Source organism: Streptomyces sp. NPDC097129, from assembly GCF_055668065.1.
In genome coordinates this window covers 150,173-175,229 of record NZ_JBVOQE010000003.1, presented here as the reverse complement: position 1 = coordinate 175,229, position 25,057 = coordinate 150,173, and the positions used below count along the sequence as shown (strand labels likewise).

The 25,057-nt window shown below is 70.3% G+C and carries 28 protein-coding genes; 17 read left to right on the top strand and 11 right to left on the bottom strand.

Annotated elements, in window-relative coordinates; all coding sequences use genetic code 11:
* Window positions 1-191: 191 nt before the first annotated feature.
* Window positions 192-776: a helix-turn-helix domain-containing protein gene (locus AC0B9F_RS11450; protein ID WP_472001220.1), complete on the bottom strand. Its 585-nt coding sequence runs from the start codon at window positions 774-776 to the stop codon at window positions 192-194.
* A 119-nt stretch (window positions 777-895) separates the two neighbouring features.
* Here AC0B9F_RS11450 and AC0B9F_RS11445 point away from each other — a divergent pair, with 119 nt between their 5' ends.
* The 3 genes from AC0B9F_RS11445 to AC0B9F_RS11435 are packed head-to-tail and all read left to right on the top strand — an operon-like array spanning window position 896 to window position 3,154.
* Window positions 896-1,732, top strand: coding sequence for an EamA family transporter (locus tag AC0B9F_RS11445; protein WP_472001218.1), 837 nt, complete (start codon window positions 896-898; stop codon window positions 1,730-1,732).
* A gap of 26 nt (window positions 1,733-1,758) precedes the next feature.
* Complete coding sequence (locus tag AC0B9F_RS11440) at window positions 1,759-2,406, top strand: FMN-binding negative transcriptional regulator (RefSeq protein WP_472001216.1); 648 nt, start codon at window positions 1,759-1,761, stop codon at window positions 2,404-2,406.
* 40 nt (window positions 2,407-2,446) lie between these two features.
* The gene (locus AC0B9F_RS11435; protein WP_472001215.1) at window positions 2,447-3,154 is read left to right on the top strand and encodes a B3/B4 domain-containing protein; all 708 of its coding nucleotides are present in this window, start codon (window positions 2,447-2,449) and stop codon (window positions 3,152-3,154) included.
* A 181-nt stretch (window positions 3,155-3,335) separates the two neighbouring features.
* Here the strand turns inward: AC0B9F_RS11435 and AC0B9F_RS11430 are convergent, their stop codons facing one another.
* From AC0B9F_RS11430 to AC0B9F_RS11420, 3 genes are all read right to left on the bottom strand, one after another.
* Complete coding sequence (locus AC0B9F_RS11430; RefSeq protein ID WP_472001213.1) at window positions 3,336-4,016, bottom strand: Sua5/YciO/YrdC/YwlC family protein; 681 nt, start codon at window positions 4,014-4,016, stop codon at window positions 3,336-3,338.
* Window positions 4,013-5,203, bottom strand: a complete 1,191-nt coding sequence (locus AC0B9F_RS11425) for a 2-isopropylmalate synthase (RefSeq protein ID WP_472002119.1) — start codon at window positions 5,201-5,203, stop codon at window positions 4,013-4,015. Before AC0B9F_RS11425 ends, AC0B9F_RS11430 begins: the two co-directional genes overlap by 4 nt.
* Window positions 5,204-5,510: 307 nt before the next feature.
* On the bottom strand, window positions 5,511-7,034 hold the full coding sequence (locus tag AC0B9F_RS11420; protein WP_472001211.1) for a glycosyl hydrolase family 18 protein: 1,524 nt from the start codon (window positions 7,032-7,034) through the stop codon (window positions 5,511-5,513).
* Between the two features lie 234 nt (window positions 7,035-7,268).
* On the opposite strand from AC0B9F_RS11420, the gene AC0B9F_RS11415 reads away from it, so the two are divergent.
* Window positions 7,269-7,433, top strand: a complete 165-nt coding sequence (locus tag AC0B9F_RS11415) for a hypothetical protein (RefSeq protein WP_472001210.1) — start codon at window positions 7,269-7,271, stop codon at window positions 7,431-7,433.
* A 385-nt stretch (window positions 7,434-7,818) separates the two neighbouring features.
* Here the strand turns inward: AC0B9F_RS11415 and AC0B9F_RS11410 are convergent, their stop codons facing one another.
* Window positions 7,819-8,043, bottom strand: coding sequence for a hypothetical protein (locus AC0B9F_RS11410; protein ID WP_472001209.1), 225 nt, complete (start codon window positions 8,041-8,043; stop codon window positions 7,819-7,821).
* A 204-nt stretch (window positions 8,044-8,247) separates the two neighbouring features.
* On the opposite strand from AC0B9F_RS11410, the gene AC0B9F_RS11405 reads away from it, so the two are divergent.
* The 10 genes from AC0B9F_RS11405 (at window position 8,248) to AC0B9F_RS11360 (ending at window position 17,673) form a co-directional block, all read left to right on the top strand.
* Complete coding sequence (locus AC0B9F_RS11405) at window positions 8,248-9,204, top strand: GlxA family transcriptional regulator (protein ID WP_472001207.1); 957 nt, start codon at window positions 8,248-8,250, stop codon at window positions 9,202-9,204.
* A gap of 118 nt (window positions 9,205-9,322) precedes the next feature.
* Window positions 9,323-10,321, top strand: coding sequence for a type I glyceraldehyde-3-phosphate dehydrogenase (gene gap, locus AC0B9F_RS11400; RefSeq protein ID WP_472001206.1), 999 nt, complete (start codon window positions 9,323-9,325; stop codon window positions 10,319-10,321).
* A gap of 797 nt (window positions 10,322-11,118) precedes the next feature.
* A complete protein-coding gene (locus AC0B9F_RS11395; RefSeq protein WP_472001204.1) occupies window positions 11,119-11,562 on the top strand; it encodes a hypothetical protein in 444 nt (147 codons plus the stop codon).
* Window positions 11,563-11,667: 105 nt separating this feature from the next.
* Window positions 11,668-12,597: a hypothetical protein gene (locus AC0B9F_RS11390; protein WP_472001202.1), complete on the top strand. Its 930-nt coding sequence runs from the start codon at window positions 11,668-11,670 to the stop codon at window positions 12,595-12,597.
* Window positions 12,598-12,720: 123 nt separating this feature from the next.
* Entirely contained in the window at window positions 12,721-13,929 is a 1,209-nt protein-coding gene (locus AC0B9F_RS11385; RefSeq protein WP_472001200.1) for a permease, read from the top strand.
* A gap of 524 nt (window positions 13,930-14,453) precedes the next feature.
* Window positions 14,454-14,672: a hypothetical protein gene (locus AC0B9F_RS11380; RefSeq protein WP_472001199.1), complete on the top strand. Its 219-nt coding sequence runs from the start codon at window positions 14,454-14,456 to the stop codon at window positions 14,670-14,672.
* A gap of 397 nt (window positions 14,673-15,069) precedes the next feature.
* Window positions 15,070-15,618 carry a GNAT family N-acetyltransferase gene (locus tag AC0B9F_RS11375; RefSeq protein WP_472001197.1) on the top strand — a complete coding sequence of 183 codons (549 nt, stop codon included), beginning with the start codon at window positions 15,070-15,072 and terminating at the stop codon, window positions 15,616-15,618.
* A 777-nt stretch (window positions 15,619-16,395) separates the two neighbouring features.
* Window positions 16,396-16,662, top strand: a complete 267-nt coding sequence (locus AC0B9F_RS11370; protein ID WP_472001195.1) for a class I SAM-dependent methyltransferase — start codon at window positions 16,396-16,398, stop codon at window positions 16,660-16,662.
* Between the two features lie 5 nt (window positions 16,663-16,667).
* The gene (locus tag AC0B9F_RS11365) at window positions 16,668-16,895 is read left to right on the top strand and encodes a hypothetical protein (protein WP_472001193.1); all 228 of its coding nucleotides are present in this window, start codon (window positions 16,668-16,670) and stop codon (window positions 16,893-16,895) included.
* Window positions 16,896-16,986: 91 nt separating this feature from the next.
* Window positions 16,987-17,673, top strand: coding sequence for a cytidylate kinase family protein (locus AC0B9F_RS11360; protein WP_472001191.1), 687 nt, complete (start codon window positions 16,987-16,989; stop codon window positions 17,671-17,673).
* 158 nt (window positions 17,674-17,831) lie between these two features.
* Here the strand turns inward: AC0B9F_RS11360 and AC0B9F_RS11355 are convergent, their stop codons facing one another.
* Complete coding sequence (locus AC0B9F_RS11355; protein WP_472002117.1) at window positions 17,832-18,647, bottom strand: class I SAM-dependent methyltransferase; 816 nt, start codon at window positions 18,645-18,647, stop codon at window positions 17,832-17,834.
* A 223-nt stretch (window positions 18,648-18,870) separates the two neighbouring features.
* Window positions 18,871-19,515 (bottom strand): TetR/AcrR family transcriptional regulator, encoded by a 645-nt coding sequence (locus tag AC0B9F_RS11350; protein ID WP_472001189.1) that lies wholly within the window; start codon window positions 19,513-19,515, stop codon window positions 18,871-18,873.
* A 166-nt stretch (window positions 19,516-19,681) separates the two neighbouring features.
* On the opposite strand from AC0B9F_RS11350, the gene AC0B9F_RS11345 reads away from it, so the two are divergent.
* Window positions 19,682-20,644 carry a zinc-binding dehydrogenase gene (locus tag AC0B9F_RS11345; RefSeq protein WP_472001187.1) on the top strand — a complete coding sequence of 321 codons (963 nt, stop codon included), beginning with the start codon at window positions 19,682-19,684 and terminating at the stop codon, window positions 20,642-20,644.
* 151 nt (window positions 20,645-20,795) lie between these two features.
* Here AC0B9F_RS11345 and AC0B9F_RS11340 read toward each other — a convergent pair whose 3' ends face one another.
* Window positions 20,796-21,359, bottom strand: coding sequence for a rhodanese-like domain-containing protein (locus AC0B9F_RS11340; protein ID WP_472001185.1), 564 nt, complete (start codon window positions 21,357-21,359; stop codon window positions 20,796-20,798).
* A 77-nt stretch (window positions 21,360-21,436) separates the two neighbouring features.
* On the opposite strand from AC0B9F_RS11340, the gene AC0B9F_RS11335 reads away from it, so the two are divergent.
* On the top strand, window positions 21,437-21,718 hold the full coding sequence (locus AC0B9F_RS11335) for a metal-sensitive transcriptional regulator (RefSeq protein WP_010358257.1): 282 nt from the start codon (window positions 21,437-21,439) through the stop codon (window positions 21,716-21,718).
* Between the two features lie 37 nt (window positions 21,719-21,755).
* Here the strand turns inward: AC0B9F_RS11335 and AC0B9F_RS11330 are convergent, their stop codons facing one another.
* The 3 genes from AC0B9F_RS11330 to AC0B9F_RS11320 are packed head-to-tail and all read right to left on the bottom strand — an operon-like array spanning window position 21,756 to window position 24,286.
* Window positions 21,756-22,508, bottom strand: a complete 753-nt coding sequence (locus AC0B9F_RS11330) for a sulfite exporter TauE/SafE family protein (RefSeq protein ID WP_472001183.1) — start codon at window positions 22,506-22,508, stop codon at window positions 21,756-21,758.
* Window positions 22,505-22,870, bottom strand: coding sequence for a rhodanese-like domain-containing protein (locus tag AC0B9F_RS11325; RefSeq protein ID WP_472001182.1), 366 nt, complete (start codon window positions 22,868-22,870; stop codon window positions 22,505-22,507). The genes AC0B9F_RS11330 and AC0B9F_RS11325 overlap by 4 nt, the downstream gene beginning before the upstream one ends.
* Before the next feature lie 39 nt (window positions 22,871-22,909).
* On the bottom strand, window positions 22,910-24,286 hold the full coding sequence (locus AC0B9F_RS11320; protein ID WP_472001180.1) for an MBL fold metallo-hydrolase: 1,377 nt from the start codon (window positions 24,284-24,286) through the stop codon (window positions 22,910-22,912).
* 442 nt (window positions 24,287-24,728) lie between these two features.
* Between AC0B9F_RS11320 and AC0B9F_RS11315 the strand changes: the two genes are divergently transcribed.
* Window positions 24,729-25,004, top strand: a complete 276-nt coding sequence (locus tag AC0B9F_RS11315; protein WP_472001179.1) for a hypothetical protein — start codon at window positions 24,729-24,731, stop codon at window positions 25,002-25,004.
* Window positions 25,005-25,057: the final 53 nt, after the last annotated feature.

Sequence of the window (25,057 nt, the reverse complement as noted above, 5' to 3'; positions counted from 1 at the left end):
CTGTCCGCAGCTGAGCGGGAGTTCGCCCGGAACAAGGCCCGGATCGCGAGCGGTGAAACCTACCGGGGCCAAGCCGTCGGACTGGCGGCGTGGGGCCTCGCCGTGCATGCCGGCCAACAGGCCGGAGGAGCGGGCGGCTCGAAAGCCGCAATCGGCCACCGAGGTTGTCCTCGACCTGTAGCCGAACCAGGTCAGTTCGTGGAAGCGGGACCGGGCGGAATGTGAACGGTCATGATCAGGTGGCAGGTTGAGGTGCCCGAGCCGCGATAGGTGTGCGGGGCGTCCCCGTCGAAGGTGGCAGTCTGCCCGGCCTCGACAGGATGCTCGGTGCCGTCGACGACGAGCACCATCTGCCCGGCGGTGACGCTGACGGTCTCCACGACACCGCTCTGATGCGGGTGGCTGGGGTACTCCTCGCCCGGTTCCAGTGTCCAGCGCCAGACCTCGACCGGGGCCGGTCCGGAGGTGGTCAGCATGAGCCGCGCCTCGCCACCCCTCTCCCCGGCCCACAAGGGCATGACGGCGTCGGCGGAAACGACCCGGACACGGCCTTCGGCCGGCCCCTCCATCAGCGCGGACACCGAGACGCCCAGAGTGTCCGCGAGGCGGACCAGGGTGGCGAAGTTCGGGTTGCCCTGTGCCTTCTCCAGTCCGACCAGGGCGCCCTTGCTGACCTTGGCGCGCCGGCCGAGTTCATCCAGGGACAGCCCGGCGCGGGTGCGGGCCGCCCTGACATTGTGCGCGAGCGTCCGCAGTGCCGCCTCGGTCTCGGCCATCGCTGTCACCCCTCCCGACAGATGGATCACTCCACTGCACCGTGCGGTCGTTTGGTTGGCGACTCTCGGTCGGTGCGCTGTACGGTGTAGTCGTTCCATTGATAGTAAGGGATGTACCCGTGATCGCTCTGCTGCTGGCCCTGGGCAGCTCCCTGGCCTACGGATGCGCCGACTTCCTCGGCGGCCTCGGCGCCCGCAAGGCACATGTTCTGCGCACCGTGATGATCGCCGCCCCGGCCTCGCTCACCGTCGAGCTGCTGCTGTGGCCCTTCCTCGGCGCCTCCTTCGACCCGGCGACCCTCGGCTGGGGCGCGGCGTCCGGCGTCGCGTCGGCCGCGGCGTTCGCCCTGCTCTACCGCACGCTCGCGATCGGCCCGATGAACGTCCTGTCACCCATCACCGCGCTGGTCTCGGCCATGCTGCCGGTCGGCGTCGGGCTGTTCCAGGGCGAGCGCCTGGGCCCGGCCGGGCTGGTCGGTCTGCCGCTGGCGCTGGCTGCGGTGGTGCTGGTCAGCGCCGGACACGGCGCCGGTGCCGTCCGCCCGTCGCGCACCGCGCTGCTGCTGGCCTTCGGGGCCGGTGCCGCCATCGCGCTGCAGCTGGTCTTCCTGCACCAGGCGCCGACGGAGAGCGGAGTCGGCCCGCTGATCATCGGCCGCGCCGTCTCCTCGGCGGTCACACTGGCCGCGGCCGGCCTGATGTACCGCAGGCTGGGGACGGAGAAGCCCGCATACGCCATGTCGGCGACGGCCGGCGTACTGGACTCGGTGGCCAACCTGCTGTTCCTGCTCGCCGCCCGCAGCGGCGACCTGGCCGTCGTCGCCGTGATCACCGCCCTGTATCCGGCCGGCACCGTCCTGCTCGCCCGCAGTGTCCTCGCGGAACGGATCCACCGCGGGCAACTGATCGGCCTCGGCACCGCCGCCGTTGCCGTCAGCCTCCTCGCCCTCACCTGACCCCGCCCCGCCCCGAAGGACCGCGCATGTTCATCCAGCCCTGGGACGCCGCACTGGACGACGCCGAGTGGCAGACCTGGATCGCCGACGGTCACGATTTCGGCGTCCTCAGCGTCAACGGCCTGCCCGGCCGGGCGCCGATCGTCGTACCCACCCACTTCACCGTCGACGGCGCCGCTCTGCTGATCCACCTCGCCCGGGCGAACCCCGTCTGGGAGACGATCGAAGCCGACCCGCACGTCACCTTCACCGTCACCGGCGACTACGCCTTCATCCCCGGGCCCTGGCGCGCCAAGCCCGACATCCCGCCCACCGACGGCGTCCCCACCAGCTACTACGCGGCCGTCCAGTTCACCTGCCAAGCCACGGTCATCGACGACCCCGAGGCCAAGGCCGAGCTGCTGCGCCGCCAGATGGCCCACTTCCAACCCGACGGCGACCACGCCCCCATCGTGGCCGACCAGCCGCCCTACGGACGGATGCTGCCCGGCATCCGCGGCCTGCGCCTGGACATCACCGAGGTCTGCGCCAAGTTCAAGTACGACGACCACAAACCCGTCGAGCAGCGCACCGACACCGCCCGCCGGCTCACCGACCGCGGCACCGGCCTGGACGCGCCCACCGCAGCCCAGCAGTTGCGCCGCCTCGATCGCGTGGGCCCCTGGAAAGCCTGACCCTGGCCGCCCCACCCTCCCGGAACGGATCCGTCCACCGATGACCACCTTCCGCCTCAGCCCCGCCGTCGCCGACGCCTTCCCCGACACTCTCATCGCCGTCGTCACCGCCACCGGCCTGCGGGGCCGCGAACCATGGCCTGCCACCACCACCGCCCTTCAGGACCTGGAGCAGCAGCTCGCCGACGGCACTTGGCAGCCCGCCGACGAGAGTGACCCGCGCATCGAGGCCTGGCACACCGCCTACCGCTCCTTCGGCACCAACCCCCGCCGCATCCGCCCCAGCGTCGACGCCCTCGGCCGCCGCCTCGCGAAGAGGGGCACCCTGCCCCGGATCAACCCAGCTGTTGACTCCTACAACGCCGTTTCCGTCCGCCATGGCCTGCCCGCCGGAGCGTTCGACCTCGCCCACGTCACCGGCGACATCCAGATCCGCTACGCCGACGGCAGCGAATCCTTCACCCCGCTCGGCGAACCCGACACCGTCGAGAGCCCCAAGCCCGGCGAGATCATCTACGCCGACACCACCGATGTACTGACCCGGCACTGGAACCACCGCGACGCCCACCGCACCCGCGTCACCGAAGACTCCACCCACGTCGCCTTCATCCTGGAAACCCTCCACGCCACCCGCGACGGACACCTCCTCAAGATGGCCGCCAACGAGCTGCAGCAACTGCTGACTCCGCACGCCGGGCACACCACAGTGCACTACCTCAGCCGGGAACACGCTCAGTGCACCGCCTGAATTCGCGCCTTCCGTTCGACGGTGATCCGTTGAGGTCTCCCCGAAAGGCGGCACACTGCGGATACAGCACCAGCACCGGCCCCAGAACGAGACCGAAGCCGCGGAGGCGCGTGCGTCAGCGGTGTGGCCTCACCTGAGCATGGCTGGCGTGCCGGCGCGCCAGGCGCTACCTGAGCCGTACCTATTCACGCGTGCGGAGGTGGTGCAGGTAGTCCTCGGCGCAGGCATAGGTCCGGTCCTGGGCCCCGTGCCGGTGCAGTTGCAGCCGGCCGTCCGGACACACGCGCACGGTCGTCGTGGCCTGTCTCGCCACTCCACCGTGCGGGGCAGCAGGCTCCGGCGGTCCGAGGACGGGCACGGTGGCGGGGAACATGGCCAACGCGTCGTCGGTGGTGGCGGCGGGTGGGTGGCCGGTGCGGTTGGCGCTGCTGACATACAGCACCGGCAGTTCGTCCAGGAGCGGGCGCAGCGGCTGCCAGCGGGCGCCGAACAGCAAGGCCCACCCGTCCTTCGCCGCCGGCGCCAACCAGGCCGGCTGCTCAGCCTCCGGCCGCAAGGGCAGGAGTACCGTGAGGTGCTCCTCGGCCAGCAGGCGCCGCGCCAGCGTCCGGACTTCGGGCGCCAGGGCCCACAGGGGTTCGACCGTGCGCAGGGTGTCGGGGTGATGGGCCCACAGAGCGACGGGCTGTCCCGCCGGGCGGCCCTTGGCCGTGTTGACGGCGGCGGCACTCGTGGCGGTGACGACGTGGGTCAAGGGCTGCGGATTCGGCAGCACCACCGCGCTGCCCGCGGCCAGGGCCCGTCGCGCCTGTACCAGGGTCGCCGCAGGGCGGGGCGGGACCCCGGCGGCGGCCGGGCTCACGAAGTGCTCCTGGCGGTGTTGCCGGTGAGCCCATCCAGGTAAGCGGCGAAGGCCGTGTCGTCGACGACGGCCCGGCCGGTGCGGAAGGCACGCGATTTCACCCACGTCATCGCCGCCCGCGTCTGTTCGCGGTCGAGCGTGTGGCCCAGCCGTGCGGCGACGGCGGTGACGACGCGGGCGCTGGCCAGGTGGGTGAGGACCACATCCGGTGTGATGCCGAGGACCTGGTGCGGGTCGTAGGGCTGGAAGAGCCGTGGGTGGACGAAGGGCGTGCCGGTGGAGATGGTCCCCACCCCGGTACCGACGATCGGCGTGGTGACGCTCAACGGCACTCCGGTCTCCTCGGCCACCAGACGCGCGATGGCAGGGAGCCGGGTCAGGTCCGGCGCTGTCCACCACGGCTCCGCATCCGCTCCCAGCACTTCCGCACTGTGGCGGGCGAGGAGAAAGAGCAGTTGCTCGGTGGTCACCATGCCGGCCCGTTCGGCGATGCCCAGCCAGGACGCCGACACCACCCGCACTCCGGCGGCCAGCGCCTGCAAGGTGTTGGCCAGGCCGAGGCCGAGATCGTTGTGGAGGTGGGAGGCGAGCACCACCTCGTCACCGGCGGCCGCCCTCACCTGCGAGAACATCTCCCGGCAGGCTCGGGGGAGTTGAGCACCCACGGTATCCGCCAACACGACCAGCCCCGCACCGGCGTCCGTCAGCACCTGCGCACTGTGCGCCATCAATGCATGGTCGGCGCGGGAGGCGTCCGCCAGACACACGTCCACCGCGACCGCGTCATCCAGATCCCGCGCCCGCTTGACCAGATCGGTCGCGGCCTGGAGCGCCTCCGCCGCCGAGCGGTGGACCATCACCTGTGCCATCGCCTCCGAAGCAGGGACGACCACCATCACCCGGGAATGCCGGCTCCCCCTCACCGACGCGACGGCCTGCTCCACATCCGCGCCGGCTCCGCGACACACCGCCGCCACGCTCACCGCGCCCTCGGCTTCCACCGCGACCCGGCGCACGGCCTCGAACTCCTCACCGCACACGGCCGGGAAACCGGCCGCGAACACGACATGCCTCGGCCCGTCCATGCCGAAGACACGGCCCGTCTTCCGGGCCAGCCGGACTCTGGCCTCAGGCATCATCAGAGTCTTGGCCTGAGCACCGTCCCGAGCCGACTCCTCGCACAGCACCACACGGCCCGCCGCCGCAGACTGCCGCACCACATCCACAGACCCCACCCCACCACTCTCGAACCCACCGCGGTCGTCTTCGCCGCGCCATCAACCAAAACGATCAACGGCACGAGCGTCAGGCGCTGGGACTCCTGGAAGGGACCACTCAATCGTGGGAACCGTGGAGCAGCAGCGCCTGCTGAGGACGAAGGCCTGCTGATTGCAGTGCGGCCCCGCAGGCGGTCCTGGCGGACGAGGCTGGTTTGCGACGCCTGTCCGAGACTTCCTGCGGGGCCGTACATCCGGCCGGGTGACGGGCGGCGGTTCAGCAGGCGCCGAGGTCCTGCCAGACGCCCCACTCGCCGGTGGTGCCGGGCTCCTCGCCCGTCGTCCACCACTTGGCCTTCCAGGAGTGGCCCTTGTACGAGACCCGCTGGCCGCCGGTGTACACCTTGTCCTTGGCCCACGGGGCGTCCGTGCACTGGTTGCCGGAGCCGCCGGTGATGGTCAGGGAGTAGGCCGCCGAGTGGCTGCCCGAGGCGCCCGCGCCGGTCACGGTGACCGTGTAGGTGCCGGAGACCGCGGCGGAGGAGGTGGCCAGGGTGAGCGTGGAGGTGCCGCCCGCGGTGACCGATGCCGGGCTGAGGGAGGCGGTGACGCCCGCCGGGGCCCCGTTGACGCTGAGTTTCACGCTCTGGGCGTCCCCCTTCGTCACGGCCGTCTTCACGGTGGCCGTGACGGACTGGCCGGCGGTCACGGAGCCGGAGGCCGGGCTGAGCGCGACGGAGAAGTCGTTGGACGGGGTGGTGGTGCCGCCGGTGAACGGCGCGAAGACGTGCGTGAAGTCCCACGTGTTCTGCTGTATGCCCGAGCAGTTGTCCGCGGCGGCACCTCCCGCGCAGCTGCCGTTGTCCCGCTGCAGTGCCCAGAACGACAGGGTGTTGATGCCCTTGGAGACCGCCCAGTCGTACACGGTCCGGGCGTTGGCCAGGCTGAAGGTCTCCGCCTTGCCGAAGTCGTCGACGCCCGGCATCTCGGTGACGCCGACCATGTTCCACAACTGGGCCGGGCTCTTGCTCGGGTACAGCTGCGCGAGCAGGTCGTACAGGCCCTGGGCGGCGGTCTGGGTGTCCTTCGCCATGTCGTGAGCCTGGTTGTCGTAGTAGTCGAACGTCATGAGGTTCACGACGTCGACCCGGGTGCCGTTGCTGACCGCGTTGCGCAGCAGCGCCGCGCCGTTGTCCGCGAGGCCGTGCGTGGTGGTCGGAAGGGTGTAGGAGATCTCGACCTTGCGCCCGCCTGCCGCGGCCCAGTCCTCGACCACCTTGATCGCCTTGTTGCGGCGGTCGATGGCGGCGGTGTTGTCCAGCGAGTCGACCTCGATGTCCATGTCGAGGCGCGAGATGTCGTAGGTGGTGATGACCTTCTCGTACGCGGCGGCGATCTGCTGGACGTCGGTGCAGCTGTCGGCGATCTCGGTGCCGGTGGTGTCGGCCGTGTAACCCCCGAACGAGGGGATCACGTCGCCGCCGTTACTCTGGATCGTCTTGATGTCGGCGCCGAAGGTCGAGGCGGCGATCGGCATGCTCGTGTCGCCGTTCCAGTACGGCGTGCAGGAGCCCTTGGCGGCGGTCTGCAGGAACGCCATCGTCAGGTGCTTGGCGCCCGACTGCGCGGACAGGGCGGCGGGGCTCTCGCCGGTCCAGGCCTCGAAGTAGGGGGCGAAGACGTGGTTCGGCAGTGGCGTCGCGGCCTGTGCGGTGCCGGTTCCCGCTAGGGCGAGGCCTGTCGCGGCCGCCGCGGTGGCGACAGCGGTGAGGGCTGCGCGGAAGGAACGCACGAGTCTCATGTCAGTCCCGGTGTGTGGAGGGGGTGGCCAATGTCCCTGTGGAGCTGGGGAGTTGCCGACTACTGGAATAGCGCCCGCCAAGGCGTGGGTCAATGGTCTGGACCAAGAAGGGACTAGACCAATTTGTGGCCGTCCGGTGTTCCCTCCCTGCACACGGCACCCGACGGCGGACTGGACCAGCAGCAAATCGCACGCCGGGTCAGCGCGAGTTCTGCCCTGCGGTATCGGCGCGCGATGACACTGCTGGGCTCGGCCGGCAGGAACCGGGTGCCGGTGACCGCCCAACTGGCCCCAGCCGGCGGGGGAGCGCGTGCCTGGTGGCAGACGCAGATGGCGAGCACCCTGGAACGCCACGCCGAACTGCGCACCGGCGGCTGCCTGACGTGCGGCACATTCTGATCCATGTGCTGCGCTCACTGAAGTCGCTTGCCCCAGTGGGCACTTGGACGCCGCGCGCGAACTGACCGACGGCATGTCCTGGCTCGGTGGCAGCCCCTACGCAGGCCAGGGGCTTTCGTTAAGGATCACCGCGGCCTCCCGGTACAGGTTCTGCGCTGGTCTCGAGCGCACACTGGCTGCCGGGGGAGCGCCCCGATCCCAGGCCTCGACCGCGAGGGGCGCGCTGACATCTGCCCAGCCGTTCGTGGCACCAGCGCACCACGGGCCCCGGTCTGCGCACCAGCTCAAGCGGGGCGGGCGTAACGAGAGGTGTCCGTGCCGTGGGCTCGCACTACCAACACCAACGCACGATCGCCTGTTCAGCCCCGGTCGACCGGCGCCGCTCTCACCGAGCCCCTGACGTCCCCCAGCCCCACACCTCCGGGCCGCCGCCGCGCCACTCGATGTCGTCGGACCGGATGACGTCGAGGTCGTCGATCCCTTCCATGCCGGCCTCCTGCAGGAAGGCGACGACGTCCCGGAGCCGGTAGGCGCGCCCGAGGATCGTGCCATCCGCCCGCACGCGCCGGCCGCCCTGGTTGTCTGGTGGATACACGATCACCTGGTCCATGAGTCCAGCCTCCTGCCATGCCCCGAGGGACGCACGGTGGGGTGCGCCAGCAGCATGGCGTTCGTGCGCTGGTTGACCCGTCCTCGCCCGCCGATACAGAGGGCCGGAGCCAATGCCAGTGGCCTCGGCCCAAGCCGCGTGCCTCTGGCGGGCTGGTCAATGCAGAGGGCGTATCCAAGCCATGCCTCACGTAGCCTCTCTTCCGTGCCAGCCTCCCGACTGCATCGCGTCGCTGTCCTTGTCCTCGAGGGCGCGAAGCCGCTTGATGTCGGCATCCCCGCGCAGGTGTTCACGACCCGCGCGAGCATGCCGTACGAGGTGCGGGTGTGCGGGGCGGCACCTGGTCTCGTGACCGGCGGCGATGGCTTGTCGTACGCCGTCGCCCACGGCCTGGACGCGCTTGCGTGGGCCGACATCGTCTTCGTTCCCGGCTACCGGTTCCCGGACCGCGACGACCCGCCGCAGGCCGTCGTCGACGCACTGATCGCCGCCCACGAGCGGGGCGCACGGCTCGCCGCCATCTCCACGGGCGCCTTCGCGCTCGCCGCCACGGGCCTGCTCGACGGCAGGCGCGCCACGACGCACTGGCACTACACGCGGGCACTCATGGCCAGGTATCCGCGCGTCCGGGTCGACGAGAACGTCCTGTTCGTCGACGAGGGCAGCGTGCTCACCTCGGCCGGCGCCGCCTCGGGCATCGACCTGTGCCTGCACATCCTGCGCGGCGATCTCGGGGTGGCCGCCTCGAATCATGCCGCCCGCCGCCTGGTCGCGGCCCCCTACCGCAGCGGCGGCCAGGCCCAGTACGTGCCGCGCAGCGTTCCCGAGCCGTTCGGCGAGCGCTTCGGCACCACCCGCGAGTGGGCGCTGCACCGGCTCGGCGAGCCCCTCACCCTCGACCAGCTGGCGCGGCAGGCGGGCGTCTCGCCGCGCACGTTCTCCCGGCGCTTCGTCGAGGAGACCGGCTACACGCCGATGCAGTGGGTGATGCGCGCCCGCATCGACCTGGCCCGCGAACTGCTGGAGCGTTCGCAGCGCAGCGTCGAACAGATCGCCGCAGACGTCGGGCTCGGCACCGGCGCGAACCTGCGTCTGCACTTCCAGCGCATCCTGGGCACCACACCGAGCGAGTACCGGCGCACCTTCACCCGCGGCGAGTAACCCGCCCGGCCCCGCGCAGCGGGATCGTGGCGGGATCCTTTCGAACCGTGGCGATCCCGCCACTGTCAGCGGCGCCCTCCGCAGGCGAGCCTGGTGTGGAAGGGAAGGGACATCACTCATGACTCGCATCGCCATCAACGGATTCGGCCGCATCGGACGCAATGTGCTGCGCGCACTGCTGGAGCGCGACAGCGCCCTCGAGATCGTCGCCGTCAACGACCTCACCGAGCCCGCCACTCTCGCCCGACTGCTCGCCTACGACAGCACGGCCGGCCGGCTGGGACGACCGGTGTCCGCCGACGGGGATGCCCTCGTGGTCGACGGCCGCCGGATCGCGGTGCTGGCCGAGCGCGAACCGGCGCAGCTGCCGTGGGCCGAACTCGGAGTCGACATCGTCCTGGAGGCCACCGGCCGCTTCACCTCGGCCAAGGCCGCCCGCGCCCACCTCGACGCGGGCGCACGCAAGGTGCTCGTCAGCGCGCCGTCGGACGGCGCCGACGTCACCCTCGCCTTCGGGGTCAACACCGACGCCTACGACCCGGACCTGCACACGATCGTCTCCAACGCGTCCTGCACCACCAACGCGCTCGCCCCGCTGGCCAAGGTGCTCGACGAACTGGCCGGGATCGAGCACGGGTTCATGACCACGGTGCACGCCTACACGCAGGAGCAGAACCTGCAGGACGGTCCGCACCGCGACCCCCGCCGCGCCCGGGCGGCCGGCGTCAACATCGTGCCGACCACGACCGGTGCCGCCAAGGCGATCGGCCTGGTCCTGCCGAACCTGGACGGCAAGCTGTCCGGCGACTCGATCCGGGTACCGGTGCCGGTGGGCTCGATCGTCGAACTCAATACGACGGTCGCCCGCGACGTGACACGCGCGGACGTGCTGACGGCCTACCGCACGGCGGCGGAGGGGTCGCTCGCCGGCATCCTGGAGTACTCCGACGACCCGCTCGTGTCGTCCGACATCACGGGCAATCCCGCATCGTCGATCTTCGACTCGGCTCTCACCCGAGTGGACGGCCGTCACGTGAAGGTGGTCGCCTGGTACGACAACGAGTGGGGTTTCTCGAACCGCGTGATCGACACGCTGGAGCTCCTCGCCAGCCGCTGACCGGACACGGGTCGGTACCCCGCCACCGGCGACGGCACCGGCCGGCACTTTCTTCGGGCGCTCTGGTTGACCACGCGGGTCAACCGGAGCGCTCAGTCACACACAACCCGTCCGCTCAGCCTTCGGCGGGTGATGGAAGGCCCCGGCCGGTCAAGGCACTCGTCGAGCGTCCCCCCGCGACGCCGTACGGCCCCCTGGCAGTCCCCGACGCCCCCGTGTCTCTGGCACCGCCAGACGGCCCCAAGGTTCTCAGCGCCGAGCCGCTGCAAGGCGTTGGCGCGGCCGCGGGCCTCCAGCGGCATGACCGCTGTTGAGATCGCGGCGACGTTCACGGCCTGGCAAAGGTCCAAGGCTCAGTTGGCGCGCGTATAGGTGCCTGAGGACCCGACCCATTCTTGGCAAGGTCGGCGAGGTGAGCCTGCTGTGGAGGATGGCCGCGGGGGAGGGGGTCAGTCCGTCGGGCAGCTCCCGAATCCTCCACGACCGCTGCACCCAGGTGCGCGGCGCCCCAGGTGCGCGGCGCCTCACAACCGCAGGAAGGTCCTCACGCGCCGCTCTGCCCATGCGAACCGAAGCCTGTCGGCTCGCCCGCAGACCGATCGGTGCCCTCAGAGCCAGTAGCTCAGCAGCCCCGTCCCACGCGAAGGCGTTAGCGCCGTTGCTCACCGCCGCACGGCGACGATCACGGGTGCGCTGCGGTCGATGCCCATCAGGCGGCGCGTCCAGTCAGCGTGGTGGATACCCTGGCGGGGTATGGTTGCACGGCAAGGCCGGAACGGGACGGAAGGGGTACGGCCGTGGACAGCGCACAGGCGTGCAGGCGGGGCGTTGCCCGGCTGCTGGCGGTGTGCGCGGTGCTGTTCGGGCTGTTCCTCATGCACGGCGCCCCGGCCACGGCGGCGGAAGGCTGCCACGGCGTCATGGCCGCAGTCTCACCGAAGGCGAATGGCCACGACGCCACCGCGCCACTCATGACCCATGCGTCGACCGGGCACGGCTCCGACCTCACCGTCCGGACCGCCGGTGTCTCCTCCGGTACCCCCGGAACGATGTGCGTCAGCACCCCTCCTCATGAGCGCACCCACCTGCCCGCCCCCGGACTGCTCGCCGTGACAGGTGCCGCCGTACTCGCCCCGTGGACACAGGCCCGACTGCGGGCGGCAGCCGACGGGACGGGGCGGCGCGGGCCCCCAGGCGGCGGACGAGATCTCCTGCTTCACATGTGCGTCGCGCGGACGTGACAGGCGCGCGCCGGATCCAGGCCCAGGTTGGGTCGGAATCGGCCCCGTGCCCTGCTCGTTTCCGCGCACCCGGCGTGGTGCGCCCACCCGGAAAGACGAACCTCGATGTTTCTTTTCTCCCGTTTCGCCACGGATCGCCGTGGCCTGGCCACAGCCGGCGCCACAGCCGCTCTCGCGCTGACGCTGGCCGCCTGCGGCTCCTCCGATCCTTCCTCGTCGTCCATGCCGGGCATGGACCACGGCAGCAAGTCCTCCGCGCCGTCCTCACCCAGCGCGTCGCAAGCGATGGAGGACATGCCCGGCATGGATCACATGGCCGCCGGCAGCGGCCTGTCCGACACCCAGGGCGGCTACCGCCTCACCTCCAAGGACGCGACCCTGCCGTCCGGCAGGCAGACCGCCTACGGGTTCATCGTCGCGGGCCCTGACGGCCGGCCGGTCACCGGCTTCGCTGTCGACCAGACCAAGCGGATGCACTTCTACGCCATCCGCTCCGACCTGACCGGCTTCCAGCACATCCATCCCACCATGGCCGCCGACGGCACCTGGACCGCTGCTCTGGCCTCTCTCGCACCGGGCTCCTGGCGCCTGTTCGCCTCCTTCACCCCCGATGCCGGGCCCGGCAAGGGCAAGGACTTCGTGCTCTCACGCACTCTCACCGTGCCCGGAAACGCCACCAAGACCCCGCTGCCCGCCCCCGCCACCAGCACGCAAGCCGACGGGTACACCGTCACCGTCGAGGGCGAACCCATGGCCGGCATGCCGCACCCGCTGACCGTCTCCATCACCAGGCACGGCAAGCCGGTCACCGACCTGCAGCCCTATCTGGACACCTACGCCCACCTGACCGCCTTCCACGAAGGCGACGCCGCGTTCGCCCACCTCCACCCCACGACCAAGGTGACCGGCGACCACGGCGGGCCGGACCTGAACTTCCACGCCGAACTGCCCACCTCCGGCAACTGGCGACTGTTCCTGCAGTTCCAGACCGCCGGCACGCTCCACACCGCCGCCCTGACCCTGCACGTCAGCTGACCCCGAGCGGGGCGCCGCCCGTGCGGCGGCGCCCCGCGCCCCGGCCTGGCAGACCCGCTCCCCGACGAGCCTGAGGGTGTGTCCGTCAGCCGTGTACCGCGCCTCGGAGGGAACGCTTCACATATGCACGCCCTACTGCACGCACTGTCGATCACCGGGTCCATGACCTGGGAGATCACCTGGGCCCTGATCCTCGGCTTCACCCTGTCCGCAGTGGTCCAGGCCGTCGTCCGCAAGTCCACCATCGTCTCCGTGCTCGGCGACGACCGGCCCCGCACCCTCGCCGTTGCCGCGGCCCTGGGCGCGGCGTCCTCGTCCTGTTCCTACGCTGCCGTGGCGCTGGCCCGCTCGCTGTTCCGCAAGGGCGCGCACTTCACCGCGGCGATGGCCTTCCAGATTGCCTCCACCAACCTCGTCGTCGAACTCGGCGTCATCCTCGCGCTGTTGATGGGCTGGCAGTTCACTGCGGCAGAGTTCGTCGGCGGCCCCATCATGATCGCTCTGCTGGCCGTTCTCTTCCGCCTGTTCCTGCGCGAACGGCTTCTGCGCCAGGCCCGTCAACAGGCGGAGAGGCGCCTGGCCGGGTCGATGGAGGGCCACGCGGCGATGGACATGTCTGTCTCGCGCGAAGGCTCTTTCACCAGCCGCCTGTTCAGCCGGGAGGGCTTCACCGCCACCAGCCACGTCTTCGTCATGGAATGGGCGGCGATCCTGCGCGACCTGGTCGTGGGACTGTTCATCGCCGGCGCGATGGCCGCCTGGGTCCCGGACTCGTTCTGGCGTGCCTTCTTCTTCGACGGCCACCCGCTCGCCGCCAAGCTGTGGGGGCCCGTCATCGGACCGCTGGTGGCGATCGCCTCGTTCGTGTGCTCCATCGGCAACGTTCCTCTGGCGGTGGTGCTGTGGAAGGGAGGCATCAGCTTCGGCGGCGTGGTGGCGTTCATCTTCGCCGACCTGCTGATCCTGCCGATCCTCAACATCTACCGGAAGTACTACGGCGCCAAGACGGCCGCCTTCCTCCTCGGCACGTTCTACCTTGCGATCGTCATCGCCGGGTACATCGTGGAATTCGCTTTCAGCGGTCTGGGCCTGATCCCCGACCAGGCCGACGCGAAGGTCCCCATGGAAGGCCTCAGCTGGAACTACACCACGTGGCTCAACATCGCCTTCCTCATCCTTGCCGCCGTACTTCTGGTGTGCTTCTGGAGGACCGGCGGACTGTCCATGCTCCGCATGATGGGCGGCTCACCCGACACCGGCCACGACCACCACAACGCCGACCACGCGCGACACGGGCTTCAGGCAGAAGACACCCAGGGCAGTCCGTACTGACGGACGACCTCCACCCGCAGGTCGAGGCCCGATTCCACCCCCCCCATCCGCCCCGCCCAACACCGCCGACATGCCGAATTGCTGCGCCACCTTCAGGACCAGCAGCTGCACCGCCGGCAGCAACTCGCCTCGCACCGCGGCAGGAAACCGGCCGCTGAGTGCATCCTCGTCCCTGCGGACGCGGAGCCGGTGGACTGAGCCGTATGCGGTACCGCTGTGGGTGTATGCGCGGGGTCCCTCCACCGTGCGGGGTAGATGGACACCAACCCTGCGGTGAATGCCCTCCCTCAGTTGCAGCCGTAACTTCGTGCTTGACCACTTATCGGGGAGGGAACATGGATCTGCGGAAAGCATGGGTGACAGGGAGCACTCTGGCGCTGCTGACGGCTACGGCTGCCATGGCACCGTCAGCGAGCGCGGACGCCTCGAGCGCCCAGGCAGTCCGGAACGCCAAGGTGTCCACCAGTGGTGCCTTTGGCAGCATGGACATCTCATGGACAGGCCGCGGGCCTTACAACGGCCAGGTGTCGGGGTACGTCGAGGACACCAAGGCCGACGGGTACTGCGCGAAAGCCCAAGTCTGGGTGGACGGCACCGTGTACAGCGTCGGCTCGAACGCCTGCCCCAAGGGAACCGCGAAGCCGGTGCGCTTCACGTACCGCAAGAAGAACCGAGTGCTGGTGCGGGTCTGCCTCGGGAAGGCAGACTGGTACGACCCGCAGAAGTGCAGCCGCTGGGGATAACGGCTGCTGTTGCCAGGCAGGACGGTTCCGACCTGCCGCCGCAGTGCCCGGCCCGGGCACTGCAGCCCAGAAGGTGCCGTGAAGTGCCCAGGACTGCCGGCGTCCTGGGCATTGCGGGCTCGGGTGAACAACGGCGACCCTTTCCTTGACGGCGCTACTGTCGAAGTCGTGCCGCGGTCGGCGTACGGCGCTGCGGCTTGAACTTCCGCCGACCGGTTCGTTTCGCCGACCTGCGCTTAACGGGCCTGGCCGACCGCGGAGCCTTTGTTCCGCGGTCATGTGACGCGCCGTTCGGACGCTGTGTGTGGTGTGCAACTCTGTGACACCGATCCATCCGCGCATCGTTGGGCTCCAAAACCCTCGGCGAGCGACTGGGACGGGTCCGTACTCTCCGGTCATGAATCTTCGCGAAGAACTTCCGAGCGACAGAGAGTCTGTGCGGGACATCCACCTGCGGGCGTTCGGTGACCATGGTCTTGTCGTGGCCGACCTGGTCGACACCCTGCGGGGCACGATCACGCCCACCGGCGGTCTCTCACTGATCGCCGAGCTCGACGGGGAGATCGCCGGACACGTCATGTTCACCCGCAGTCTGCTCGATGCCCAACGGCGACTGGTTGAAGTGCACGTACTCAGCCCCTTGGCCGTCATGCCCGAGCATCACAAGCGTGGTATCGGCTCGGCCCTGGTCCGACACGGACTGAAGACCCTCACTGAGCGGGCTGTCCCCCTGGTGTTCCTGGAGGGCGATCCGGGCTACTACTCCCGTTTCGGCTTCACGCCCGGTGGCGACCAGGGCTTTCGCAAGCCCTCCCTGCGCATTCCGGATGGCGCCTTCCAGGCCCTCAGACTCCCGGCGTACGAGCCATGGATGACAGGGACGCTGGTCTATGCAGACCCGTTCTGGCGGCACGACGCCGTAGGCCTCCGTGACCCCAGCGCATAGCGCCACGAGAACCTATTTCCTCTGTGGTAACGCGCCGTAGGATGCCGGTGCGGACGACGCGGTATCGCCAGGCTGTCCCGGTGGCAGAACGAGTACCCGTATGCCAGAACGAGGACGACGAGGGACAAGGCCCGCTGCGGGTCACATTGGGTCGATTCTCCAGGCAACCACTCCCGACGCCCCTGAGCTCCCTCAACGTCGATGCGCAGCGGTTTCTGTCCAGTGATCCGCTGCTGCACCACTGATTGGTCACACGGCACTATGGTCGTGGTGCCTGCGTTCGCTGGCTTGAACGTCAGCCGCGCGCTGCCGCTGCCGTAGCAGACCAGGCTGAGCTTTGTAGGTCTTTCCCGTGCTCAGGTCGGGCTCGGTGTGGATTCTGTCGGCCACCCGCTCCGCTCCGGCTTCGACCAGTCGGCCGCCGTGAACAGCGGCCAGGAGTCGCGGGTCTTCGAAAGCCCCGGGCCTTCCGCCGGACACCTCATCGGAATCTCGCCGCTCGTCGGGCAGCCTGGGCCTGGGCAGTGAGCTTCTTCTCGTCCGTCTTTGCCGCCGTCGCGGAGTGGCTCGGCACGATCGAGGGGGAGTGGTCGGCAGCTTTGTCCTCGCTGGCACCTGAAGTACAGGACACGAGGAGCAGCGCAGAGGCCACTGCGGCCCATCCGGTTAGGGCTCGTCCGGCGGGTCATGGGCCGAGCCAGGGCCGGACCGAGGCGAGGGCCGGTCAGTGCCCTAATCGTGTTGACCGCCCCCGGCAGGCAGCGTTGGAGTCGGCACGTGGACAGCATCCCCGCCAACCGGCGGCTCTGGAACCAGATCAGCAGCGCCTACCAGCACGAGCAGGACCCACACATCGGCGCCACACCCCGGCTGTGGGGCATGTACTCCATCCCCGACGCGCACCTGCACGCCCTGGTCCGGCAAGAGTGCGTCCTCGAACTCGGCTGCGGCGCCGGCCAGTGGTCCAGGGTGCTCGCCGCCGAGGGCGCCAGCGTGGTCGGGCTCGACCTGTCCGAAGCCCAACTCGCCGCACAGCCCGCGTGATGGGAGTGGCGCGCTACCCGCTGGTGCAAGGCGCCGCCGAACACCTCCCCTTCGCCGCCGACAGCTTCGACTTGGTGTTCTGCGACTTCGGAACGATCGGCAAGCCGGGGCGCGGCCATCATTCCGCAGGCCGGATCTCACTCGGCTGGTCACACATCCGCACGTCGCGTGCGGTCGTACGCGGCATCAGCCGGGCAAGGCCGATCTCGCGGAAGTGGTCGGAGTCGCGGTGAGCCGCGAACGCCGCCGCGTCGACGCAGCCTGACACGCAGTGACCGGCCATAGAGTGTGCTCGTATCACCGAGACAAGGACGGTGGCAGACCATGGACAACGGCACCCGCGGCGAACTCCTGAGCCGCCTGGCCGAGACGATTGAGTCCGTCACGGTCGGGCACCCAGTGCGCGTCGCCATCGACGGGCCGCCTGCCGCTGGCAAGACGACCCTGGCCGACGAACTCGCCGTTGTCCTGCGCGCACAGGGCCGCGAAGTCATCCGCGCGACGATCGAGGGCTTCCTGTTCCCCAAGGCGCAGCGCTATCAGCGCGGCGAGTACTCGCCCGAGGGTTGCTACTTCGACAGCCACGATCACGACACGATGTGCCAGGTCCTACTCGACCCGCTGGGCCCAACCGGTGACCGAAAGTTCCAGCAGGCGGTCTACGACCGAGGCACCGACACCGCACTGTGTCTCCCCATCACCGAAGCACCCGCGGACGCCGTGCTGCTCTTCGACGGCGTCTTCCTCTTGCGCCCGGAGCTGGCCGACCGTTGGGACCTCAGCATCTTCGTGTCTGTCACGTTCGAACGGACGCTAGATCGCGCCCAGACCCGAGGGGAGGCGCTGGCCGGATCCGCGGCCAGCACAACCGAGATCGAGCGGGCCTGGCACAACCGTTACATCCCCTCCCAGAAGCTTTACTTCGCCACGGCCCGCCCAACAGATCACGCCGACATCATCGTCCACAACGACGAGCTCCAGCGGCCGGCCTGGGAAATCCGACCAGGCTGATCAGATCCACAGAATTTGACCATTACTCCGGGCAGTTTGCGGGCGGACTTCAGTGGTCGTAGGGGGTCAGTGCGCGCATGACCGGCTGGCCGCGCATGAACCTCGCTCCACCCGTCGGGCCCTTTGGAATCGCTCATCCAGGGGAAGGGGGAGGCGCTCTACCGGCGGACCGCCGAGACCAGTCCGCCCGGCCGCTCCTCGCGCTGCGGCGGGGTGCTGATCGGGCGGCCGTAGGCGGCAGCGCGTTCGCGCAGGGTGTGGCAGCTCGCCTCCCAGCCGTGTCCGGCCAGCCAGCCCACCGGGTCGTCGGGCATCTCCGAGACCCACATGGACGCCGCCGACCCCGGCACGGCGTCCGCGCCGAAGCGCTCGATCACGCCGCGCGAGCCCAACGTCAGCCCCATCCGACTGCCTGCCGCGGACCGTGCGCTGATCCGGGCCAGCAGCAGCTCCACCGCGTCCTCGGGCAGGTAGATCAGCAGTCCTTCGGCGATCCACACGGTCGGCACCGCCGGGTCGTGCCCTGCGGCGGCCAGCGCGCCTGGCCAGTCCTCACGCAGATCCACCGCGACGGTGATCCGCTCGCAGCGCGCGACGGCCCGCTCCTGGCGCAGCACCGAAGCCTTGAAGTCCAGTGGAGGGGCGGTGTCGACCTCGAACAGCCGGGTGCCCTCGGGCCAGTCCATCCGGAAGGCCCGGCTGTCCATGCCAGCGCCGAGCAGCACGACCTGCCGGACACCGGACGCGGAGGCCTGCTGCAACAGGTCGTCGAGAAACCTCGTCCTGATCACGATGGAGAATGACACGGCCAGCCGGCGGCGTCGCGCGGCCTCGTCATCGGGCAGCGGCGGCGAGGAGGGCCACAGGCCGCCGGCGCTGGCGAAGGCCTGTGCCAGTGGGTCGCGGAACAGCGCGTTCTCCCGCTCGGTCTCCAACGCCCGCACCCTGGCCACCCCCACCGCCGTGGCCCACACTCCCGACGGCTGCACCCGCTCCTGCTCATCAGTCACCGCGCCAGCCTAGGTGATCGATTCCAAGGAGCCTGATGAGAGGAGCCGGCTTCCTACGCGGCCGGCCAGTCATGCGTGCACTGACCGCCTACGACCGCCAAGAGCAGCAGTCGTCGCCGCGTTCGGAGCGACGTTCCTGCTCCGCAGACGGTTCCGCAGCCCGCCAGGTCGGATCCGGGTGACGGATTCATGGCGTGATGGGCGAGTGCGTGAGCTGCAGGCGTGGTGCTGGGGGCAGCGGCGCAGGCGCTCCCGTCTCTGGTACGGCGCGGAACGCCTCGATCACGTAGGCGGCGAAGCGGCGGGAGGCCGTGACACGGGCGGCACGCGGCGTGTCTTGGAGGCCCCGGTGGGCCATGAGCATGAGGATCAGGTCGTCGACGACGAAGCCGGGGCGCAGCTGGCCGGTCTCCTGGGCGCGGCGGGCCAGTTCGCCGACCGCGTGCAGAATCCGCTCCCGGTCGGCGGCGAAGTCCATGGCCTCGGGGAAGGCTGCCATGAAGGCGTCGGCGAATCCCCGGCTGTGTGCGTGGAGCTCGCAGATCCGCTCGATCAGGTGCTGGAATCCGTGCCACGGGTCCGCGTCCGCGACGGCGTCGAGGACAGCGGCGTGGCAGGCTCGCCGCTGCTCGGCGAAGGTCTCCGCGATCAGTTCCTGCTTGGTCGGGAAGTGCCGGTACAGCGTGGCGGGGCCGACACCGGCATGCCGGGCGACCGCGCGCATGGGCGCACTCAGGCCCTCTTCGCCGAACACCGCACGGGCGGCGTCCAGGATGCGGGCCCGGTTGTCGCGGGCGTCGGAGCGCACGGTCCGAGGCAAATGCTGGGTCATCGTTTCTCACTTTAGCCAAGGGGACGGGGGCGTCCGTTACGGTCCGATGGCGGGTGCTGCCGCCCCGTCCCGGCGCGTCGCCGGTGATGTCCCGGCTGTGGGGGCGGCTCGACGCCCACGGCCGGGGCAACTGCGATCCATCCCTCCACCGACCCGAGGAGTACAGATGAAAGCCGTCGTGATCAGGACGTTCGGAGACCCTGACGGCCTGGAGGTCGTCGATGTGCCTGTGCCCGTTCCCGCCCCGGGGCAGGTGCAGATCGCCACGGAGGCGATCGGGGTAGGCGGCGTGGACGCCGTGATCCGCCGGGGAACCATTGCCGCCTATGGCTTCCGGGAGGGCCATGTCCTCGGCAGCGAGGTCGCGGGAAGGGTCACAGCGGTGGGGGAAGGGGTGGACGCCTCGTGGATCGGGCGGCGGGTGTGGGCGTACACGGGCCTGTCCGGTGGGTATGCCGAGCAGGCCGTCGCGGCGGTCGAGGACGTCCTTGCGCTGCCCGTCGGCCTGACCGGTGCCGACGCGGTGACCCTCGGCGGGTCCGGCGTGGTCGCTCACTTCGCCCTGGACCGGGCCCGCTTCACGCCCGGTGAGACGGTGCTCGTGCGCGGTGCGGCGGGCAGCATCGGGATTACGGCGGTCCAGCTCGCAGCCGGTGACGGCGCGAGCGCGGTGGCGGTCACCACCTCGTCGGCGGAGCGTGGCGCCCGCCTGCGGGACCTGGGCGCGACCCATGTCCTTGACCGCTCCGGCGAGGGCGGCCCGGACGCGCCGTCGGGCTTCGACGTGGTGATCGATGTCGTAGGTGGCCCCCAACTGCCCTCTTTTCTGGACAAGTTGAAGTCCAATGGGCGGTATGTGGCTGTCGGTGTGGTCGCTGGGCAGCCGCCGGCGGACTTCGGCATGCGGTTGATGGACGCCTTCCGCCGGTCATGGTCGTTCGCCACGTTCAGCTCTGACAGCGTGCCCAGCCCCGACCGGCAGGCCGTGCGGTCGTCCCAGTTCGCCGACGCTGCGCAGGGGGACCTGCGCACGGTCGTGCACGAAGTGTTGCCACTGGAGCAGGCGGTGCTGGCCCACCGCGCGATGGACGCGGGGGAGGTTTTCGGCAGGGTTGTGCTGGAGCCCTGAGCCGGGCACGGTCTCAAGACCGTGACAGCCCCCCGCGACTTCAGCGACCACAGCGCCGTATCGCCCTGCGGCGAGCACACCGCGACGGCCAGCTCCATGTGTGCCCGCCTCGCCGAACAGATGCCGCCAGCGCCCCGTGGGCTTGGTGGCGTCAGCCGGTCAGGGTGGCGAGGGTGTCGTCCAGGTCGGTGGCCTTGGGCTGGTTGTGGGGGAGTTTGGCGAGGACCTTGGCCATGCCGCAGGTGTTGGTGAGGGCGGAGAAGACCAGGCCGCCGGCGACGCCCGCGGAGAGCCAGCGGGCCGCATTCCAGCGGTGTCCGGCGATGAGGCCGGTCAGGACCAGCGATCCGGCGGCGAGGCGGACTTGGCGGTCCATGGGCCAGGCGGTGTGGGTGCCGGCGCGGCGGTGGGTGTCGTGGCCGAGCTGGGTCCAGGCGGTGGTGCCGCCGGTGAGGGTGGCTGCGGTGATGCCGTGGTCGGCCAGGTGCCGGCAGGCTTGGGCGGAGCGGGCGCCGGAGGCGCACACGATGAGGAGGTCGCCGCGCTGGGCGGCGGTCTTCAGGGCGGGGAGGGCGGTATCGAGGTGGTCGAGGGGGATGTTGAGGGAGCCGGGCAGGTGGCCGGAGGCGTATTCGCCGGGGGTGCGCACGTCGATGACGGTCAGCTCGTGCAGGCGGGTGTTGGCCTGGTCGGCGGTGAGGGTGGTGGGTGCCACGGGGGATTTTCCTTTGCTCGGTCGGGGTTCCCCCTTCGGTAGGATACCCAAGGGGGTATCTCGAAGGAGTGTGGGTCGTGGAACTGGCTATGGCGGCTGAGGAACTGAAGACGGTGGTCAACCGGCTGCGCCGGGCGCAGGGCCAGATCGCCGGAGTGATCAAGATGATCGAGGAGGGGCGGGACTGCGAGGACGTGGTCACGCAGCTCGCGGCGGCGTCCCGGGCTTTGGACAAGGCGGGTTTTGCGATCATCGCCACCGGTCTGCAGCACTGCCTGACCGATGCGGACATGGCGGCTTCCGGTGACCGGGAGCAGATGCGTACCCGGCTGGAGAAGCTGTTTCTTTCCCTGGCCTGAGCCTGGTGCCACGGCACCCGATGGCCCGCCTGGCTTGTCAGCTGAGGGCGTCGAGGAGCATGAAGGCTGCCACGCCCAGCAGTACGACGGCGAAGGTACGTTGCAGCAGGTTGCCGGTGACCTTGGCGGCCAGGCGTTTGCCGTCCCAGGCGCCGAGGATCGCCGCCCCGGTGAAGGGGGCGATGACCGCCCAGTTGACGCCGACGGTGGTGGCGCCGCGGCTGGCCAGCGAGGCCAGCGAGTTCGCCGAGATGACCAGCAGGCTGGTGCCGACGGCGGCCCGCATCTCGAAGGACAGCACGGTGACCAGGGCCGGGACGGCGAGGAAGCCTCCACCGACCCCGAGCAGTCCGGTCAGCGCGCCCAGCCCAGCGCCGGTGCCGGCGGCTTTGGCGGCCCTTGCTCCGCCGGCTTCCGAGCCGTTGGCGGCGGAGCCGGGCCGGAGCATTTTGACGGCGGCGAGTGCGGCGACGCCGGCGAACGCGGCGGTCAGCACGGGCTGGGCCAGGCGGGATGCGGCGGCTCCGGCCGCCGCGGCGGGCAGGAGTCCGGCCGCGGCGAAGAGGGCGCCGGCTTTCCAGCGGACGTTGCCGGTGCGGGCGTGGGCGTACAGGGCGGTGAGCGAGGTTGCGGTCACGATGATCAGGCTGGCGGTGGTGGCGGCGGCCGGGGTGAAGCCCAGCAGGTAGATCAGCGCCGGGACGGCCAGGACGCTGCCGCCCCCTCCGAGCGCGCCGAGCGCGACCCCGACCACGGCCCCCGCGACCAGGGCCAGTATCAGAGCACTCACGCCATGACACCGCCGCTGCCGCCCCGGCCACCGGTGACCGGCAGGCCCGCACGCCCCCACGCGGTCATACCGCCGGTCACGTCCGTGGCCTGAACGCCGCGTCCGGCCAGCAGCTTGGCGGCCTGCTGCGAACGGTGACCGGAGCGGCAGATCGTGATCACTGGCTTGCCCTGCGCGGCTGCCGGGAGTGACGCCCCGGCCAGCAGACGGGAAAGCGGCAGGTGCAGCGCGCCGGGCGCGTGCCCGGCGTTCCACTCCCGGGTTTCACGTACGTCCAACAGGACGGCGGTGCCGTCGCTGGTCTGCTGATGGGCCGGCTGGGGAGTGAGGCGGCCGGGGCCGCGGCGAAGAAGCGAGAACATCGGTTGATCACTTTCGTGCAGGTGGTGCGGTAGGGCGTGTCAGTCGGTGCCCTCGGGGCGGGTGAGGGGCAGTCCCGCCGCGGTGGCGGCGTCGAAGCCGTCGTCGACGGCGACCACGTCGCGGCCGGCGGCGTCGAGCAGGGAGGCAGCGATCGCCGCACGCATCCCGCCGGCGCAGTGCACCCACACCGCCCCGGGCGGCACGTCGCCCATGCGGCTGCGCAGCTCGTGGATCGGGATGTGGACCGAGTCGTCGATGTAGCCGCCCGCACGCTCCGCGTTCCGGCGCACGTCCAGGACGACCACGTCGTCGCCGCGCTGACGGACATCGGCGAGATCGGCGAAGCGGGCGCGGGGGAAGGAAGCGAGCTGCTCGCCCTCACGGACCCAGCCGGCCGGGGCGCCGGTAGCGGCGGCGGCCGGGCGGTCGATGCCCACCCGCACGAGTTCCCGCTGCGCGCCGGCGATCTGCTGCGGGGTCTCGGCGAGCAGAGTGATGGGCTTGCCCCACGGGATGAGCCAGGCCAGGTACGTGGCGAGCTTGCCCTCGCCCTCGAAGTTCAACGAGCCGGCCACGTGCCCCTCGGCGAAGGCCATACGGCTGCGCAGGTCCACCACCCACTCACCCGCGGCCAGCCGTGAGGCGATCTCTCCGGCGTCCGCACGCCTCGGCGGGGTGAGGTCGACCGGCGCGGGGCCCTCGGTGTTGGCCGGGCCCATGTGTGCGTAGTAGGCGGGCACGTCGTCCAGCCCGGCGAGAATCCGAGCGACGAAGGTATCCACGTCAAGGGTCAGCGCGTCGTTGGTCTTGCGCTCCTTGCCGATCGTGGTCGCGTCGCCCTCGGTCTGAGACGAGGAGCAGAAGCTGCCGAACCCGTGGGTGGGCAGCACCGGCACCTCGTCGTCCAGCTCGCCGGCCAGCCGGTGGGCGGATGCGTGCTGGGCGCGGGCCAGCTGCTCGGTCAGTCGCGGCTCGACCAGATCGGGGCGGCCCACGCTGCCGATGAGCAGCGACCCGCCGGTGAACGCCGCCACACCGCGCCCGTCCTCGGTCAGGGCGTAGGCGGTGTGGTGCGGCGTATGCCCGGGAGTGGCGATCGCGCGCAGGACCAGGCCCTCATCGACCGTCACGGTGTCGCCGTCGGTAACCGGTGTGCGGGTGAACGACACGTGCGCTCCGGCCGGCACCAGGTACTGGGCGCCGGTGACGCGGGCCAGCTCCAGGCCGCCGGTGACGTAGTCGTTGTGCACATGCGTCTCGGCCACGAAAGCGATGCGCACCCCGCGGCGGGCCGCTGCGGCCATGACCTGGTCGATGTCCCGCGGCGGGTCCATGACCACCGCGGCGTCGGGTCCGCCGGCCAGGTAGCTGCGATTGCCCAGGACCTCGAACTCCAGGGTGTCGACGAAGAACACGGCTCACGACTCCTCTCGAACGGTGTACCCCCGGGGGTATCGGACACTCAGCCTAACAGCTATACCCTGGGGGGTATTCTACGGGTGGGGGCCTGCTGGGTGAGCCGATGCAGAGGCGGGAGAGTGTGGCGGGAGAGTGCCTGTTCCCAGGGGGTGGCCTTTGCCCGCCCTATGACGCTGACGGGCCCCGATGCGCTGTCCGAGCCGGACCTGCCGACGGGAGCGGTGGGCTGAGCGTTGACCCTCGCGATTGACGAGGCCGTGACCGCCGTCGGCGATGCCCGTTGAGCGAGGCGGCATGCGTGCACCGTGCGGTTGCAGACCCTGTTTTGCCCGGCGATGAGCAGAGCGAGGCAGTCGGCACCGCAGGTCTCCGCCTGTCATGGCGAGTGTGCCCCTGGTCTTCCAGGACCAGGGGCTGTCGAGGGGAGGACGGGGAAAGATGGCATCGCAGCTGCGCTGTGAGGATGCCCTGCTCCTCCTCGGCGATCGGCAGATCACGGTGGACGTCGACCTGGCGGTGTTCCTGCCGGACACCGGCATGTGGGGCGGCATCCTGCGTCATGTTCCCGACGACCTGTCGGTCGCCGTGAAGAGCGCTGATGAGGTGCGTCTGCGCCTGTCCACCGGTCAGGAATGCCGGATCCGTCTGCTTGCCGCCTTCGACGACACGACTTCCTTGCCATTCCTCGGCGAAGGAGAGGCCCCGTTCCTCTGATGCGGCGGGTCGCCCGGCCTGATCCCCCGGAAGCTCTGCTCGATGCCGCGGGT